Source organism: Saccharothrix sp. NBAS 001 (assembly GCF_056640475.1).
Window position 1 is genome coordinate 320,776 of sequence record NZ_CM153251.1, and the last position, 16,514, is coordinate 337,289.

Annotated in this window: 14 protein-coding genes; 9 read left to right on the forward strand and 5 right to left on the reverse strand. The window is 71.7% G+C overall.

Annotated elements, in window-relative coordinates; all coding sequences use genetic code 11:
* The 3 genes from AC0HI0_RS01455 to AC0HI0_RS01465 all read right to left on the reverse strand — a co-directional run bounded on the left by AC0HI0_RS01455 (position 1) and on the right by AC0HI0_RS01465 (position 5,150).
* On the reverse strand, positions 1-1,635 hold the full coding sequence (locus tag AC0HI0_RS01455; protein WP_480930397.1) for a peroxidase family protein: 1,635 nt from the start codon (positions 1,633-1,635) through the stop codon (positions 1-3).
* A gap of 393 nt (positions 1,636-2,028) precedes the next feature.
* Entirely contained in the window at positions 2,029-3,807 is a 1,779-nt protein-coding gene (locus AC0HI0_RS01460; RefSeq protein WP_480930398.1) for a S9 family peptidase, read from the reverse strand.
* The gene (locus AC0HI0_RS01465) at positions 3,804-5,150 is read right to left on the reverse strand and encodes a M20/M25/M40 family metallo-hydrolase (RefSeq protein ID WP_480930399.1); all 1,347 of its coding nucleotides are present in this window, start codon (positions 5,148-5,150) and stop codon (positions 3,804-3,806) included. The genes AC0HI0_RS01460 and AC0HI0_RS01465 overlap by 4 nt, the downstream gene beginning before the upstream one ends.
* Positions 5,151-5,245: 95 nt before the next feature.
* On the opposite strand from AC0HI0_RS01465, the gene AC0HI0_RS01470 reads away from it, so the two are divergent.
* The 4 genes from AC0HI0_RS01470 (at position 5,246) to AC0HI0_RS01485 (ending at position 8,789) form a co-directional block, all read left to right on the forward strand.
* Positions 5,246-5,776 carry a helix-turn-helix domain-containing protein gene (locus tag AC0HI0_RS01470; RefSeq protein WP_480930400.1) on the forward strand — a complete coding sequence of 177 codons (531 nt, stop codon included), beginning with the start codon at positions 5,246-5,248 and terminating at the stop codon, positions 5,774-5,776.
* 939 nt (positions 5,777-6,715) lie between these two features.
* Positions 6,716-7,330 (forward strand): cysteine hydrolase family protein, encoded by a 615-nt coding sequence (locus AC0HI0_RS01475; RefSeq protein WP_480930401.1) that lies wholly within the window; start codon positions 6,716-6,718, stop codon positions 7,328-7,330.
* Positions 7,331-7,475: 145 nt separating this feature from the next.
* Positions 7,476-8,498 (forward strand): GDSL-type esterase/lipase family protein, encoded by a 1,023-nt coding sequence (locus AC0HI0_RS01480; RefSeq protein WP_480930402.1) that lies wholly within the window; start codon positions 7,476-7,478, stop codon positions 8,496-8,498.
* Positions 8,499-8,630: 132 nt separating this feature from the next.
* The gene (locus AC0HI0_RS01485; RefSeq protein WP_480930403.1) at positions 8,631-8,789 is read left to right on the forward strand and encodes a hypothetical protein; all 159 of its coding nucleotides are present in this window, start codon (positions 8,631-8,633) and stop codon (positions 8,787-8,789) included.
* 656 nt (positions 8,790-9,445) lie between these two features.
* On the opposite strand, the gene AC0HI0_RS01490 is transcribed toward AC0HI0_RS01485, so the two are convergent.
* The gene (locus AC0HI0_RS01490) at positions 9,446-10,021 is read right to left on the reverse strand and encodes a hypothetical protein (protein ID WP_480930404.1); all 576 of its coding nucleotides are present in this window, start codon (positions 10,019-10,021) and stop codon (positions 9,446-9,448) included.
* 117 nt (positions 10,022-10,138) lie between these two features.
* Positions 10,139-12,499: an immune inhibitor A domain-containing protein gene (locus AC0HI0_RS01495; protein WP_480930405.1), complete on the reverse strand. Its 2,361-nt coding sequence runs from the start codon at positions 12,497-12,499 to the stop codon at positions 10,139-10,141.
* 291 nt (positions 12,500-12,790) lie between these two features.
* Between AC0HI0_RS01495 and AC0HI0_RS01500 the strand changes: the two genes are divergently transcribed.
* Genes AC0HI0_RS01500 through AC0HI0_RS01520 form a run of 5 tightly spaced genes read left to right on the forward strand, consistent with a single transcriptional unit; the run spans position 12,791 to position 16,386 of the window.
* Positions 12,791-13,189, forward strand: coding sequence for a TOBE domain-containing protein (locus AC0HI0_RS01500; protein ID WP_480930406.1), 399 nt, complete (start codon positions 12,791-12,793; stop codon positions 13,187-13,189).
* A 2-nt stretch (positions 13,190-13,191) separates the two neighbouring features.
* A complete protein-coding gene (gene modA / locus AC0HI0_RS01505) occupies positions 13,192-13,980 on the forward strand; it encodes a molybdate ABC transporter substrate-binding protein (RefSeq protein WP_480930407.1) in 789 nt (262 codons plus the stop codon).
* The gene (modB, locus tag AC0HI0_RS01510; protein WP_480930408.1) at positions 13,977-14,777 is read left to right on the forward strand and encodes a molybdate ABC transporter permease subunit; all 801 of its coding nucleotides are present in this window, start codon (positions 13,977-13,979) and stop codon (positions 14,775-14,777) included. The genes modA and modB overlap by 4 nt, the downstream gene beginning before the upstream one ends.
* Positions 14,774-15,823, forward strand: coding sequence for an ABC transporter ATP-binding protein (locus AC0HI0_RS01515; RefSeq protein WP_480930409.1), 1,050 nt, complete (start codon positions 14,774-14,776; stop codon positions 15,821-15,823). Before modB ends, AC0HI0_RS01515 begins: the two co-directional genes overlap by 4 nt.
* Positions 15,820-16,386 carry a dienelactone hydrolase family protein gene (locus tag AC0HI0_RS01520; protein ID WP_480930410.1) on the forward strand — a complete coding sequence of 189 codons (567 nt, stop codon included), beginning with the start codon at positions 15,820-15,822 and terminating at the stop codon, positions 16,384-16,386. Before AC0HI0_RS01515 ends, AC0HI0_RS01520 begins: the two co-directional genes overlap by 4 nt.
* Positions 16,387-16,514: the final 128 nt, after the last annotated feature.

Genomic DNA, 16,514 nt, shown 5'->3' on the forward strand with positions numbered 1-16,514 from the left:
TCAGTCGCCCAACGGGTTGAGCAGGTCGGCCTTGCCCTCGAAGGCGAACAGCAGCAGGTCGGTCATCCGGAACGTGCCGGAGTCCGGCCCGAACACCGGCCGCCAGTACGGCTCCCGCACGATCGACCACCGCGACGCCTCCATCGACCGGTGGAACACCTCGGCCACGATCCGGCCGCCCACCTGGCCCAGGACACCGCCGTTGAACTCGGCCTCCCGGAGGACGTAGAACCACAGCGGCGTGGACGCGACCAGCGACGTCCGCTGCTCCTCGGTCAGCGAGCCCAGCGCCACCCCGCCGTTGCCGTCCAGGACCTGCTCCGCGCTCAGCGGCTCGACCTCGAACAGCTCCGCCATCTGCTGACCGCTGGCCAGCTTCACCATGTTCGCCCGGGTCAGGTTCCGGAACGCCAGGTTGCGGTGGATCGACGGGATCTGCTGCCCGCGGCCGTCGAACGTGCCCGCCGGCAGCGCGGTCAGCGGGTTGACCAGGAGCGTGTCGATCAGCTTGGTCACGTTGCCGCCGGCCGCCCCGGGCGCCAGGTCCGGCCGCCCGGCCTCCGCGAAGTCGTACAGCCGGCGGAAGTCCGCGATCCAGTTGGTCGGCAGGGTGTCCGGGCCGACCACGGTCGGGTCGTCCAGGTTCGAGCCGTTGACGAAGTTGCCGCTGGTGCCGCTGAAGGTGAACAGCTGCAACAGGCTGCCGGGGCCGAGCGCCCGGACGTCCTGGTCGTTCTGCCTCGACCGGAACACCCGGTTCCACTGGTACGCGCCGCGGATCATGCTGTGGCCCAGCCGGTAGGCCGCCACCGAGAACTCCAGCGGCATGGTGGCCGGTTGGACCCCGCCCCGGTAGCCGCGGTCGGTGGCCTCGAAGAACCGCCGGCCGTTGGTGAACACGTCGTCCACGATCGCCGGGTCGACGATGCGCGGCAGGTGGTCGAACCGCAGCATCCACTGGTAGTGCCGGACGACCTGGGCCCGCGCCTCCTGGAACAGCCGCTGACCGGACAGCCCGGTCATCGCCAGTTCGTCGACCACCCGGTTGTGGAACCGGATGAACGCCAGGTGGGTCTGCGCGACGGCGAGGTTCTCGTCGTTGCGCGCGTCCGGGATCAGCGCGCGCCGGCGGTCCCCGGGAGTGGCCCCCGAACCCGCGCGCGGCAGGTCGAAGCCCTCTCGCGGGACGTTGGTCCCGGCGTCCGGGACGGGCGTCGCGGACGTCGTGCCGACCTTGATCTTGACCTGGTCGGCGGCGTAGAAGACCCGGTCGTTCGGGTCGAGCGGACCCCGGCCGTAGACCGAGTCGAGGTCGAGCGCGGGCGAGCGGCCCTGGACCAGGTCGTCCAGGTTGACGTCGCCGCCCAGCTGCGACTCGGTGCGGTCCATGGTCAGGTCGTGGTCCACGAACTGGCCGAGGTAGGTGAAGCCGGCCGGGATGCCCGGGTCCGCCGAGTCCGGCTGCGCCACGTTGGCCGTCATGGCCTCGGCGAGCGCGGTCCGGATCTCCTCGGTCGTCTGCTCCCCCTCCGGTCCCAGTCGCGAGAACCGGAACCGCCGGAGCTCCTCCACCGTCAGCGGCTGCCGGGCCGTCGGCTCCCCGTTGCCGTCGAACTCCAGCACTCCCTCGCCCACGACGAAGAAGCTGTTACTCCCGTGGTGTTTCAATTTGTCTCCCCCGTGGTAGGTCCGGATCCCCACCGGACAGGGCGAACGCAACCCCCTGGTGCGCCCGCCCACATACAACAAGGGGGAACCGCCATTCGGTGGATACCGGGAATCCGTCACCTGAAGGCTGTTCACATCCATGAACGGCCGGTTGGCCGCGCTCACCCACCCGAGAGCACCGACCAGCGGCAATAGCGCAATCGTGACCAGTACGGCCCGAAGGTTCGGCTTTGCGCCCACGTGCAAGAACCGCACTTTTGCGGAGAGGAACGCCGTGCGCGGCCCTACCGTGCCGCGACCGACGCGCGGATCGGCCCGTGGTCCGGCTCGGGAGCCGGGCCACGGGCCGATCCGCCGGGCTCACAGGTTGGTCTTGAACCACTCCACGATCAGCGCCGTGGTGTCCGCGAGGCCCTCCCGGTCGACCTCGTGGCCGATCCCGGGGTGCAGCTCCAGCCGGGCCGGCTTGCCCAGCTCGGTCAGCCGCCGGTACATCTGCTCGGACTCCTCGGGCTTGACCCGGGTGTCGTTCTCGCCGTGCAGGAACAGCACTGGTGCCCGCACGCGCTCGGCGTGGTTCAACGGGCTGTGCTCCACCAGCCTCGCGAGGTCCGCCGGGTCGTCGGGGTCGCCGATCCACTCCTTGGTGCGCCTGCGCCACGTCGGAGGCGAGTTCTCGATGTCGGTGAGCAGGTCGGAAGTCCCGCACTCGCTCACCGCGGCCCGCCACAGGTCCGGCAACCGCGTCACGCACGACAGCGCCGCGAAACCACCGTAAGACGCGCCGTGCACGCCCAGACGGGAGCCGTCCGCCCAGTCGAGTTCGCCCACCAGCGCCGCCGTGGCCGCCAAGTCCTCCAGATCGCCACCGCCCCAATCGCGGTAGATCATCCGCTGGAAGGTCAGGCCGTAGCCGGACGAGCCCCGGTAGTCGGGCGAGATCACCCCGATCCCCTCGGCCAGCAGGGCCTGCACCATCGGGAAGTACGCCGGGAACGCCTGCGATTCCGGACCGCCGTGCACGGTCATCACCACGGGCGCGGGCGCGTCGGCGCTCGCCCCCGGCGGGCGGTAGAGCAGGCACGGCACGCGCAGGCCGTCCGCGCTCGTCGCGTGCACGACGGTGGGCGCGACCAGGTCGTCGGGCAGGCCCGCGCCGAAATCGCTGAGCTGCTCGGCGGTGCCCGCGTCGAGGTCGGCCAGGAACAGCTCGGTGGCCGCGTCGCCCCGGGCGAGCTGCACCAGCAGCCGGTTGTCCGGGGTGAACGCCAGCTTGAAGCCGTCCATGCCGTGCTCGCACACCGCCATCCCGGCGGGCAGCCCCGTCACCTCGGCGGGCGCGCCGCCGACCGTCGACCAGAACAGCCGGGTGTAGCCGTGCTCGTTGTGGCCCCACGCGAGCCGGGTGGCGTCGGGGGAGAGCGCGCCGCCCTCCACGTCCGCCTCCGGGGTGTCCAACCAGGACAGCTCGCCGGTCAGGGACAGCGTCGCCAAACCGGTGAAGTCACGGCCCTGCGTGGTGGCCAGGTAGACGCCGGACGAGTCGGGCAGCCAGGCGACCGGCAGGTACTTCGCCGGTCCGTCGTGGTCGGTGAGCTTGCGCGGGGTGTCCGAGGCCAGGTCGACCACGTACAACTCGTGGTCGACGTTCTGGTGCAGCTTCTGCACGAGCAGCAGGCGCGAGTCGGGGGAGAAGCCCAGCGGCAGGTACCGGTCGTCGCCGTGCAGCACGATCCGGGACTTGCCGTCCTCCCGGACCAGGACGTCGAACACCTCGGGGTCACGCGCGTTGCTCGCGTAGGCCAGGAGTCGGCCGTCGGCGCTGTAAGGCGTGCCCGTGCTGCCGTAGGGCACGCCGATCTCGCAGCGCACGCCCGGTTCGGCGACCAGCCAGTCGATCTCGCCGGTCACCGGGTCGAGTTCGGCCAGCCGGTGGTCCTCGCCGCCGTCCGGGTCGGTCAGCACCAGCAGCCGCGCGCCGTCCGGCCGCCACGCGCACCGCCGCACCGCGCCCGGCACCGGCAGGTGCACGCCGTCCAGCCACGGCTGGGGCTTGCCGGTCCGGTCGGACAGCCACACGATCCGGCCGTCCGGGGCGGCCTCGGCACCGGTCACCCACTCGAAGTCGGTCAGGCTCATCGGCCCTCCTCCGCGATCGCCCGCTGCACGGTCGCCGCCGCGACGATCCCGCGCCGGAACCAGTCCAGCACGAGGTTCTCGTTGGGCGCGTGGTTCTGCTCGTCCACGTTCGCGAACGGCACGCCGTAGCACGGCACGTCCAGCTCGTCGGTGAACGCCGCGATCGGCAGGCTGCCGCCGAGCGCGGGCAGCAGCAGCGGCTCCTCGCCCAGCCCGGTCCGCGCACCGCGCAGCACGGCCTGCGTCCAGCGGGTCTCGGGCAGCGTCCGGGACGGGTTCATCGCGCCGCCGGGCACGAACTCGACGTCCGGCGCGTGCCGGGCCAGGTGCGCCCGGATCGCCGCGAACACCACGTCCGCGCGCTGCCCGCCGACCAGCCGCATGTCGCACTTGGCGACCGCGACGTTCGGCACGACGGTCCGGTGCTCACCGGCGTCCTCGCAGGTCAGCGAGTTGATGGAGAACGTGGGCCCGGTCAGCCGCTCGTAGAACCCGAGGTTCGCGGGCGGTTCCATGCCGCTCACCCCGATGCCGCCGAGCACGTCGGCCACGTCCACGGGCAGCTTCTCCAGCGCGTCCCGCTCACCGGGGCTCAGCGGCACGACGTCGTCCGCGAAGCCGTCGATCAGCACGTTGCCCCGCGCGTCGCGCATCCCGGCCAGCACCTGCACCAGCCGCCACGCGGGATTCGGCGCGACACCGCCCCAGTTGCCGGAGTGCAGCACGCCGTTCGCGCCGCGCACGCGCAGCTCGAACGTGACGATGCCGCGCACCCCGAGCACGACCGACGCCCGCCCGGACTCGTGCACCGGCCCGTCGCTCCACACCACGAGGTCCGGCTTGGGCAGCTGCCGCACGGCCTTGGCCAGGTTCGGGCTGCCGGTCTCCTCCTCGCCGTCGAGCAGCACGGTGACCCGGCACGGCAGCCCGCCGGTGATCTCCCGCAACGCCCGCAGGCCGAGCAGCTGGGCCAGGTGCTGGCCCTTGTTGTCGCCGGTGCCCCGGCCGTAGACGCGGCCGTCCCGGAAGTCCGGTTCGAACGGCGGTGACAGCCACTCGTGCAGCGGCCCGGCGGGCTGCACGTCGTAGTGCCCGTAGATCAGCACGTGCGGCGCGCCCTCCGGTCCCGGCGCGGTGCCGACCAGCGCGGGCCACCCGCCGGTCTGCACCACCTCGGGCGTCAACCCGCTGCGCCGCAGCAGCTCCACGCCGTGCTCGGCGGCCTCCGCCATGCCCTCGCCGGTCCGGCTCACGCTGGGCTGGGCGATCCACGCCGCCAGCTCCGCCAGCAACTCCGGCTCCCGGTCCCGCACCCAGTCGCGGACCTGTTCGGCCAACCCCATCGTCGCTCCCCGCTGGTGATTTCACTTTGTGCAATCGATGTCAGTGAACCAAATCACGCCGTGCCGGGCAAGGTGCGGTCGGTTAGCCTCGTGCGGTGTCCGGAGATCCCCCCGCGCGAACCGCCACGGTGGACGAGCTGAAGGCGTTGGCCCACCCGCTGCGGTGGCGCATCCTGCGCCTGTGCTTCGAGCGCGCGTGGACCAACCAGGAGTTGGCCGAACGGCTGGAAGTCGCGCCGGCGACCGTGCTGCGGCACGTCCGGGCGCTGGTCAACACCGACTTCCTGGTCGCCGAACCGGTGCGGACCAGTGCCAAAGGCGCGCTGGAACGTCCCTACCGCGCGACGGGGCGGACGTGGCAGCTCGGGTTGATCGACGTCGAGGGCGTCGGGCTGGTGCAGCAGGTGGACCTGGCGGTGCTCGCCGCCCACCGCGCGGAGATCGTCGAGGCCGGGCCGGAGTCGAGCCGGGGGATGGCACGGGGTGTGCTCAGGCTCGGGGCTCAGGCGCAGGCCGAGTTCAAGAGTCGGCTGGGGGAGCTGATCGACGAGTTCCTGGCGCGTGAGGAGCCCGACGGCGAGGCGTTGAGCTACCTGTGGTCGTTGGCCGTCCGTCCGGAGCGGTAGCGGCGGGTGGGGCGGTTGGCCGGGTGGTCAATCGGTGCCGGGGCGTTGAGGTCGTGGAAAGCCCTGGTCGCCGGGGCTGATACTGGAACGTCGCGCGTGCGGGGACGACTGGCAGATCCGGCCGGCGACCGGATCGATGTGGGCACACCCCCGCATTTGCGGGGAAGACGACCACAGTTCGTCGTCTCCCACCAGAGCAGTTGGAACACCCCCACGTGCGCGGGGAAGACGGCGGGCGCGAGGTTCACCTCGTCACCTGCCACGGAACACCCCCGCGTGTGCGGGGAAGACACTTTCTGACCTGGGCGTTCGTGCCGGCTCATCGTCGTTTTCACTCGGTTCACTCCGGTGCCGGAGTTCCCGGGACGACACCGCGACACTACTCAGCCTCGGTGAGCGGCACGTCGTCGTGCCCCGTCCGATACACCGCGACCGGCAGACTCGAACTGCAACTACAGGGGCCGCCGGAGTGCGTCCCGGCGCGTTGGAGATGCCGCACTCCGCTTGTTCGCCCACTAGGCAACGCGATTGGTGCCACAACAACAAGGACCCGATCCCGGTACCGGCGTCGACGGACCCTCCTGTTTCGTCGGCGGACCGTTCCCCGGGACCCCGACTGTTCCAACGTCCACCCGCCGGCATCGAGGGTGCTGAACGTTCCGACGCGATGCCCCCACTGGTCCCCCTGGCACCGCCGACCCCGATGTCGACCACAAGCCAGAACCAGCGGCCAGGGGACGACCGGCCGTCGCAGCACTCACGACCCACCTCGCGGCCACCGTCGCCCGCCCACCCCGTCCTCGGCACGGCAGGAGCCGACGGCACGTCGGTGGCCGCCGGACACCCGCCCGGTCCGACAACCCGGACGTCGCATTGCGCGCCACGGCCGGCGGACGTTGAATCGGCGCTGTTGCCCGCCGAGCCCGTGGAGCGCCTCCGATGACCGACTTGACGCTGGACCCCGCCACCACCGCCGTGGTGCTGATCGAGTACCAGAACGACTTCACCACCGAGGGCGGCGTACTGCACGGCGCGGTCAGCGGCGTGATGGAGGGGACCGGGATGCTGCCCAAGACCGTGGCGCTGGCCGAGGCCGCCCGCGCCGCCGGTGCGACGGTGATGCACGCGCCCATCACGTTCGCCGAGGGCTACCACGAGATCTCCAAGCACCCGTACGGGATTCTCAAGGGCGTGGTCGACGGGAAGGCGTTCGTCAAGGGCAGTTGGGGCGCGGCGATCGTGGACGACCTCGCGCCGCGCGAGGGTGACATCGTGATCGAGGGCAAGCGCGGGCTGGACACGTTCGCCAGCACCAACCTCGACTTCATCCTGCGCAGCAAGGGCATCGGCACCATCGTGCTCGGCGGCTTCCTCACCAACTGCTGCGTGGAGTCGACCATGCGCACCGGCTACGAGAACGGCTACCGGGTGATCACGGTGACCGACTGCGTCGCGGCGACCTCGCAGGAGGAGCACGACAACGCGATCCGCTTCGACTACCCGATGTTCTCGGTGCCCGCCACCGCCGACGAGGTCACCGCCGCGCTGGGCTGACCGCGTTCGGCCGACCGCACGGCCGGGGATCGGCCGCGTTCCCGGCCTGCGGATAGCCGAATCGGCGCATTGTCGCTGTGTGACAGTCCGTTTACCGTGAGTCGGCGTCCACTGGCGGACGTCGCGGAGCGGTGGAGGTCTGGCGATGACGTGGAGTCGGCTCGTGGGCGCGGTGGCGCTCGTCGGAGCGTCACTGGTGGTGTTGCCGACGTCGGCCGGCGCGGTGGACAACCGGCAGACGGCGGTCGTGTCGCTGGGTGACAGCGCGATGTCCGGCGAGGGCGCGGGTTCCTACGAGCCCGGTACCGAGGGGCAGAACGGCAACTGGTGCCACCGCTCCACCCAGTCGATGATCCACAAGACGGCGCTCGCCGAGCGGACGTTCAACCTCGCCTGCTCGGGCGCGGACTCGGCGAACGTGTCGCTGGCCGACACCAGCCACTACACCGAGGGTTCCCAGTCCCGGCGGCTGATCGACCTCGCCCGGCAGTACCGGGTGACCACGGTGCTGGTGCAGGTCGGCGCGAACGACGACCCGCACTTCGCCGACACCATGGTCGACTGCGTGGTCGCGTGGGTGAACCCGTTCGGGCCGAGTTGCCGGTCCAAGCTGGCCAACGAGTGGCCCGCCCGGCTGGCCGCGATGGCGCCCAAGGTCGAGAACGCGCTGCGGGACGTCCGCTCCGCGATGACCCAGGCCGGCTACGCCGCCTCCGCGTACTCGCTGGTGCTGACCTCCTACGCGTCGCCGGTGACCGAGAAGATGGACCAGCTCCTGCACGGCCCGCAGGGCTGCCCGCTGCGGCTGCCCGACGCGGCCTACGGGCGGACCGTGGCCGTGCCGCAGTTCTCCGAGGCGCTGCGCGGTGCCGCGACCCGGTCGGGCGCGAAGTTCATCGACTTCTCCCGCGCGACCGAGGGCCGGGAGGCGTGCAGCAAGGGCGGCAGTTCGACCGGCGAGTGGCAGCGGCGGCTCACCGTCGACCCGTACGCGCTGGTCAACGGCGGCCTGGACGCGATCGGCATCCACCTGGCCCAGCAGTCGTTCCACCCGAACGCCGCCGCGCACGCCCAGCTGGGCCGCTGCGTGACGGAGTTCGTCACCAGCGGCGCGGGCAGCGCCCGCTGCCTCGAAGGCTCGGACGGCAACCTGCACGCCGTGGCGTGACGGACGGGGCCGGTGCGCTTCGGCTCGCCGGCCCCCGCTCCCGCAGCGGGTCCGGACAGGTGCCCGAAGTGTCAACCCTAAGTCATGCTCAAATCCTTCGACGGCTGTGACCTGCGTCCCTAGCCTTGTTTCATGAGGCTGCTGCTCTGGACCGTCCTGGTCTGCGCGTGCGCGGTCCACGGAGGGGAATCGCTGGTTCTGCTGTCGGGTGTGCTGCTGGCCGGCTGCGCCGCCGACCGGACGTTCACGCGCCGTCGCCGGTCTCGGGTGGAGACCCGGCCGACGGTCTGATTCCACCCTTTCGGGTGCACAATTGCGGATTGCGGGTGGGGGTGGCCCGTCCCGGGCGCGCCGAACGGAGTCGAACGGAGTCGAACCGGGTCGATGTCCGGGAAACGGCGGTAATGCGCGGAAAGCGGGGTCGGGGAGTCCCGTGGACGGACCCCCCGACCCCTCGCCGGCGCCAGGCGGGACTGGGGGACCTCGCCTGACGCGGAGCCTGCGCCATTCCCGCGGAATGGCCGTCCGGGAGTAATGGCCGATCAGTGGCTGTGCACTCGGGGCAGAAGATGTCTACCCGATAAGGGAATCCGCTGCCCCTCGTCCCCTGGAACACGCCGCGTTCTTCCCCGAGAACACTGCCCGGACAGCACCGTATTGTGTCGCTCACGCGCCCCGGAAGGGGCCGAACGGGTGAAAACAGGAAATTCGGCGCGAACGGCGCGATCCCTTGCCGCATTCGTCCGGCGACTGTCCGGGACTTGGCGAATATCACTCGTGTGCATTCGCGCGAGTCGGCCCTTATTCCACGTCGACCGTGGTCGGGAACCGCGCGGGCGAACCGGGATTCCTTTTCGGGCACAACCGCGGAATTGGGCGCGACCGGGCGGCCGGCGACCGCGTTTCGGGCGCGGCCGGGGCTCCGGTGCGGGGGTGCTCGGCCGGGATCAGGGCCGGGTCAGGGCGGGGACGAGCTGCTCCAGCGCGCGCAGGTGCCCGGCGCGGATCTCGGCGTACTCGGTGTCCGACGCGGCGCCCGCCGTCGTGGTGATGGTGATGTCGAGCGGCTCGGCCAGCTCGGGCAGGTTCACGATCGTCTTGCCGCGCGCGTTCGCGACCCGCGCGTAGTTGCCCGCGACCGCGCGCTGCTCGTGCGGCGGGTAGGAGCCCTTGAGGTTGTCGAACGCGCTCACGCCGTCCGGGCCCTTGTCGGCGAACACCGCGATCTCCACCGACTCGACGTGCGACTGCCCGCGCGCTCCCGGCGGGAAGGCCCACTTGCCGAACGCCCGCAGCTTGCGGCTGTCGGTCGACTCGGCGGTGCACTTGGCGTCGGCCACCGGCAGACCTTCCGCGCGCATCCACGACGTCAGGTCGCCCTTGCTGTCGCACAGGCTGATGCGCAGCGGCTCGCTGGTCCGCGTGGTCGAGTCGACCGACGCCGCCGGGGACACCTGCTGGGCGCACGCACCGAGCGTGACGGCCAGGACGGCGACGGCTACCGCACCACGAGATCTCACCATGTCCGTCTACATCGCCGGACGGACGCCGGACGTGACACTGAATGGATCACGTCCGGCGCCGAACGGTCTACCGGTCGGTCAGCGGGCAGGAGTGCCCGGTGGTCGAGCGCCGGCCGGTCACTTGGTCTTGTACAGCTTCACCTTCATCGAGGTGCCCGACTGCGAGAGCACCTTGAGGCCGACACCGACGCCCGGCGTCTTCACGCCCGCGGTCGGGGTCTGCGGGAACCAGAACTGCTTGGTGTCGTCGAACACCGGCTTGGCCGGCTGGCCGCGCACGTAGGACGCCTTGCCGTTGATGTGCAAGGTGAACGAGTCCGACTTCTGCAACCCGAACGGCGCGTCGTAGCCCGAGACCGTGGGCGCCCACACCCCGCCTTCGAGGTTGTAGATCGGCGCGGGGTTCGCGTCGATCGGCAGGATCAGGCCCTCACCGGGGTGCTCGCTGGTGTTGTTGTCCAGGTAGCTGGTGTCCCACAGCGACACGAGCAGGCCGTCCTGGTAGGGGAAGTGCTCCACCCACTTCGGCTTGTCCGCGAAGCTGTACCGGTAGGGGCCGGTCTGGTTGTACTTGCCGTAGGACTCGTAGGTCCGGTTCGAGGCGATGTAGAACTGGTCGTACGCCTTCGTCTCGGTGCCCGCCGTGCTCCGGAAGCCCTTGAGCGTCCAGCCCGTGCCGGTCTCCGCGCCGTCCTCGAACACCGTCGCGCCGTCGGCGGTCAGCTTGAGCGCGTCGGCGAAGAAGCCCTGGAGCGCCAGGCCGCCGTCGGTCCGGTAGGCGAAGCGGATCTTGGTGTTCTTGCCCGCGTAGGCGTTGAGCGGCACCTTGATGTCCACCCAGCGGCCCGCCGTCGTCCCGCTGAGCGCGGGGGCGTCGCCGGAGTCGCGCAGGAACGGCTTGCCGTCCGACGTGCCGTCGAGCTGGGTCCAGCTGCCGTCGGCGTTCTGGGCCTCGACGTAGAGGTAGTCGAAGTCCTCTTCGATCTCGTAGCGCGCCTTGAGGGTCAGCTCCGCCGTCGACTTGCCGGTCAGGTCGACCGCCCGGGTCATCGAGTGGTCGATGTCGTTGCCCTTGTCGCTCCACCACATCTTCGAACCCGCGAACGGGTTGCCGTAGGTGAACGTCTTGGACACGTCGGGCAGCACGACCACCAGGCCCTGGGCCTTGGCGGTGTTGTACTCGTGCGGTCCGAGGTCGAACGTGCGCTCCTGGCCCGCCACCGCGACCTCGTAGTCCAGCCAGCCGAGCTGGAGCTTGTCCCACGCGGACAGCTCGTTGGCGCGGGTGCCCGGGGCCTCGCCCGGCTCGCCGACCCGCGTCTGGCCCATCAGCGACCACCAGTTGACGCTGTTCGTGCCGCCGTTGCTGATGTCGTAGTGGTCCGGCAGGCCGAGGTCGTGGCCGTACTCGTGGGCGAACACGCTGACGCCGCCGTTCTCCGGCTGCATCGTGTAGTCGCCGACCCACAGGCCGGTGTCGCCGATCGGGGCACCGCCGAGCTTGTTGGTGCCCGGCCCGGTGTTGTAGTTCTTGAACGCGTAGCCCCGGTGGCTCCAGATGGCGTCCTCGCCCTGCCAGGGGTCGCGGTCGGCCTGGTCGCCGCCCGCGTGCACGATCTGGAAGTGGTCGATGTAGCCGTCCGGCTCGTTGAACTCGCCGTCACCGTCGTAGTCGTACCGGTCCCACTCGTCGAACGAGGCGAGTTCGGTCCGGATCTGCTCGCTGGTGCGGCCCGCGGCCTTCTGGTCGGCGACCCACTGCGTGACCGCGTCGCGGACCAGTTCGTAGCTGTTGTTGCACACGTTCGAGCCGCACGGGTAGCCGTCGGAACGGCCGTAGCGCGCCTCGTTGTAGCGGACCTTGACCCAGTTGGTCACCGAGCCGGAGACGCTGTAGCGGCCCGAGGACTGCTTGTCGTAGTAGTTCGCCACCGAGTTCGCGCCGGGCGTGGTGGAGAAGTACAGGTCCTGGAAGTACTGGCGGCTGAAGTCCGGCTGCCAGATCGTGGTGTTGTCCACGCCCCGGTTGGGCTGGGGGATCTCGTTGTGCTTCGGCCCGTCGAAGCGCACCGGGCCCGCGGTGGCGGGCGAGGTGTCCTGGTCGGGGTACTGCGGGTGGCGCTCGTTGCCGAACTCGGCGAGCACGACGAAGATCTTGTCGACCTTCTCGCGCTCCAGTTCGACGTACTGGTCCACCTTGGCGGCCTTCGGGCCGCCCTTCTTCGCGTCCTTGCTGCCGACCTTGACCACGGTGCTGGCGCCACGCTTCTCCGTGGTCGCCTCGCCGGTCAGGACCTTCGCCAACGCCTCCTGCCGCAGGGCGCGCCGCTTGTCCTCCAGCGGGTGCGGCAGTTCGTCGGGTCGGGACTGGACGGTGTCGGTGGCGGTGTCGGGTGCCGCGGCGGCGGCCGCGGGCATGATCGTGATGCCCGCAGTGGCCAGCGCGATCGCTGCTGCGCCGGCTAGGAGTCTGCGCACGAGTCCCCCTCGCTGATAGGTGAAAGTGGTTCGTGCGGGACCGTATGCGCCGGCACGGTCCCAGCGGCACAGCCGGAAGTCGGGAGCGGAATGGCCCAAGGGCTTGCATCCGCCGGGCTCCCCCGGAGGGGTCAGTCGTCCTGTTCGTGCCCGATCCGCCCGGTTCGTCCAGTGCTTCCCCGGGCCGGGCAGGCCCGGGGCGCGCATTCGTGCGGACAGTCCGGCGACTTCGGGGACCACCGGGGCGAGTGGACTTGTCGGATCCGCGTTTGCGGCGTCTAGGATGCTCTGGTGCCGAATCTGCGGATAAGCGAGGCTGCCTCCCTGTTGGGCGTCAGCGACGACACCGTGCGGCGGTGGGTCGACCAGGGGCGGCTGCCCGCCGTCCAGCTGGACAACGGTCGCAAGGGCATCGACGGGCGCGAACTCGCCGAGTTCGCGCAGCGGCTGGCCGACGCCGCCGAACCCGGCGCGACGATCGCCGCCTCGGCCCGCAACCGGATGCGGGGCATCGTCACCCGCGTGGTCAAGGACGTGGTGATGGCCCAGGTCGAGATGCAGGCCGGCCCGTTCCGGGTGGTGTCCCTGATGAGCCGGGAGGCCGCCGACGAACTCGGCCTGGAGGTCGGCAGCGTCGCCGTCGCCTCCATCAAGTCCACGCACGTCGTCGTAGAGATCCCGGAGGGCTGACCGTGTTCCGCACCGCGCTTGCCATCGCCGTCGCCGCTGCGTCCCTGGTCGGGTGCAGCGCGTCGGACAAGCCGTCCAGCGCACCCGAGACGTCCGGTTCGGCCGCCGCCGCCGTCACCGGGGACGTCACGGTGTTCGCCGCCGCGTCGCTCACCGAGACGTTCACCAAGCTGGGCAAGGAGTTCGAGGCCGCCAACCCCGGCGCGAAGGTCAAGTTCAACTTCGCCGGCAGCTCCGCGCTCGCCCAGCAGATCAACCAGGGCGCGCCGGCCGACGTGTTCGCCTCCGCCGCGCCCGCCAACCTCAAGCAGGTGACCGACGCGGGCGGCATCACCGCCACGCCCACCGTGTTCGCCCGCAACAAGCTCCAGATCGCGGTGCCCAAGGGCAACCCCGGCAAGATCACCGGGCTGGCCGACTTCGGCAAGGCCGAGGCCAAGATCGCGCTGTGCGCCGAGCAGGTGCCGTGCGGCGCGGCGGCCAAGAAGGCGTTCGAGGCGGCCGGCGTGACGCCGCAGCCCGACACGCTGGAGCAGGACGTCAAGGCCGTGCTCACCAAGGTCAAGCTCGGCGAGGTCGACGGCGCGCTGGTCTACCGGACCGACGTGAAGTCCGCCGGCGGCGAGGTCGAGGGGATCACCTTCCCGGAGGCGGACAAGGCGGTCAACGACTACCCGATCGCGCCGCTGGCCAAGGCCCCGAACGCGGCCGCCGCCAAGGCGTTCGTCGACTACGTGCTCTCCGAGAAGGGCCGGGCCGCGCTCACCGAGGCCGGGTTCGACGGGCCGTGACGTCCCGCCGGGCACGGGGGCGGCTGCCCGCCGTCCTCGTGCTGCCCGCGCTGCTGGGGCTGGCGTTCCTGCTGATCCCGCTGGCGGGCCTGCTGGTCCGCGCGCCGTGGTCGACGCTGCCGGACCAGTTGTTCAGCGCCGAGGTGGGGGAGGCGCTGCGGCTGTCGCTGGTGTGCGCGTCGCTGGCCACGGTGGTGTGCCTGGTGCTCGGCATCCCGCTGGCCTGGCTGCTGGCCCGCGCCGACCTGCCCGGACGCGGGTTCCTGCGCGCGCTGGTGACCGTGCCGCTGGTGCTGCCCCCGGTGGTCGGCGGCGTGGCGTTGCTGTTGGTGCTGGGCCGGCGCGGGTTGATCGGGCAGTATCTCGACGCGTGGTTCGGGATCTCGCTGCCGTTCACCACCGCCGGCGTGGTGGTGGCGGAGGCGTTCGTCGCGATGCCGTTCCTGGTGATCTCCGTCGAGGGCGCGCTGCGCGCCGCCGACCCGCGCTACGAGGAGGCGGCGGCGACGCTGGGCGCGTCGCGCTGGCTGACCTTCCGGCGGGTGACCCTGCCGTCGATCGCGCCGGGCGTGGTGGCGGGCGCGGTGCTGTGCTGGGCGCGGGCGCTGGGCGAGTTCGGGGCGACCATCACGTTCGCGGGCAACTTCCCCGGCCGGACCACCACCATGCCGCTGGCCGTCTACCTGGCGCTGGAGACCGAACCGGAGGCGGCCATCGTGCTCAGCATCGTGCTGCTGGTGGTGTCGGTGGGCGTGCTGGCGGGCCTGCGCGACCGGTGGATCCGGGGCGCGACGTGACCGTGGCCGCCGACCTGCGGGTGAGCCGCGACCGGTTCCGGCTGGAACTGCCGCTGACCGTCGCGCCCGGCGAGGTGGTGGCGCTGCTCGGGCCCAACGGCGCGGGCAAGACCACGGCGCTGCGCGCGCTGGCCGGGCTGCTCCCGCTCACCGCCGGGCACGTGCGGCTGGACGACGAGCCGTGGGACGTGCCGCCGGAGGTGTTCGTGCCCGCCGAGCGCCGCCCGGTCGGCGTGGTGTTCCAGGACTACCTGCTGTTCGGCCACCTGACCGCGCTGGAGAACGTGGCGTTCGGGCTGCGCGCCCGGGGCACGCCCCGCGCCCCGGCCCGCGCCCGCGCGCACGAGTGGCTCGACCGGGTCGGCCTGGCCGACCTCGCGCGGGCCAGGCCCCGCGCGCTGTCCGGCGGCCAGGCGCAGCGCGTCGCGCTGGCCCGCGCGCTGGCCACCGACCCGCGCCTGCTGCTGCTCGACGAGCCGCTGGCCGCGCTGGACGCGAGCACCCGGCTGACCGTGCGCGCCGAACTCGGCCGCCACCTCGCCGACTTCCCCGGCCACACCCTGCTGGTCACCCACGACCCGCTGGACGCGATGGTGCTGGCCGACCGGCTGGTCATCGTGGAGGACGGCCGGCCGGTGCAGGAGGGGCCGCCCGCCGAGGTGGCCCGCCGGCCGCGCACCGACTACGTGGCCGACCTGGTCGGCCTCAACCTGTACCGGGGGCGGGCCGAGGGGACCACCGTGGCGCTGGCCGACGGGAGCACCCTCACCGTCGCCGAACCCGCGTCCGGCCCGGTGCACGTGGCGTTCCCGCCCAGCGCGGTCAGCCTGCACCCCGAACCGCCGTCGGGCAGCCCGCGCAACACCTGGCGGGTCACCGTCGCGGGCGTCGAGCAGCACGCCCACACCACCCGCGTCCGGCTGGCGGGAGCGCCGCCGGTGCTGGCCGACATCACCACCGCGACGCTGGCCGACCTGCGGGTGCGGCCCGGCGACGAGCTGTGGGCCGCGCTCAAGGCCACCGAGATCCGGACGTACCCCGCATGAGCACGGCGCTGGTCGTGGCGCACGACGTCCACGGCCCCAACGAGCACATCCGGGCGATGGGCGAGGCGGTGCGCCGTCCGGACTGGACGGTCTCCACGCCGAACTTCCTGCCCGGCGACGTGGTCCACCCGCCCGGCCGGGAAGCCGTGGCCCACCGGCGGTTCACCGCCGAACTCGGCGTGGTCGAGATGGGACGGCTGCTGGCCGCGCACGCCGGCGGACTGCGCACGGCGCACGAACGCGTGGTGTGCCTGGGTTTCGGCGTCGGCGCGACGGCCGTGTGGCTGGCCTCCGACGCGTTCGACTCGATCGTGTGCGTGTACGGCGCGCGGATCCGCGACCACGCCGGGCACGTGCCGCGCATCCCGTGCCTGGCGATCTTCGCCGGGCACGGTCCCGGGTCCGACCCGCACGAGGTGGCCGGGCGGATCGTCGGGCCCACCGTCGCGGTCGAGGTGGTCGACGCCGGGCACGGGTTCTGCGACCGGCACAGCCCCCGGCACGACCCGGAGCGGTGCGCGTCGGCGCTGCGCGGGGCGCGCCGGTTCTTCCACTCCGAGTGATCATCACGGATCGTGGTGCCTGATACACTCGGCGTCATGTGGGTGATTCACGACTTCTCGGCCGGCGTCGTGCGCCGGGTCGTGGCGGAGTGTCGGGTCCAGGCGTAGCCGCGTCCCCGTCCCCGCTC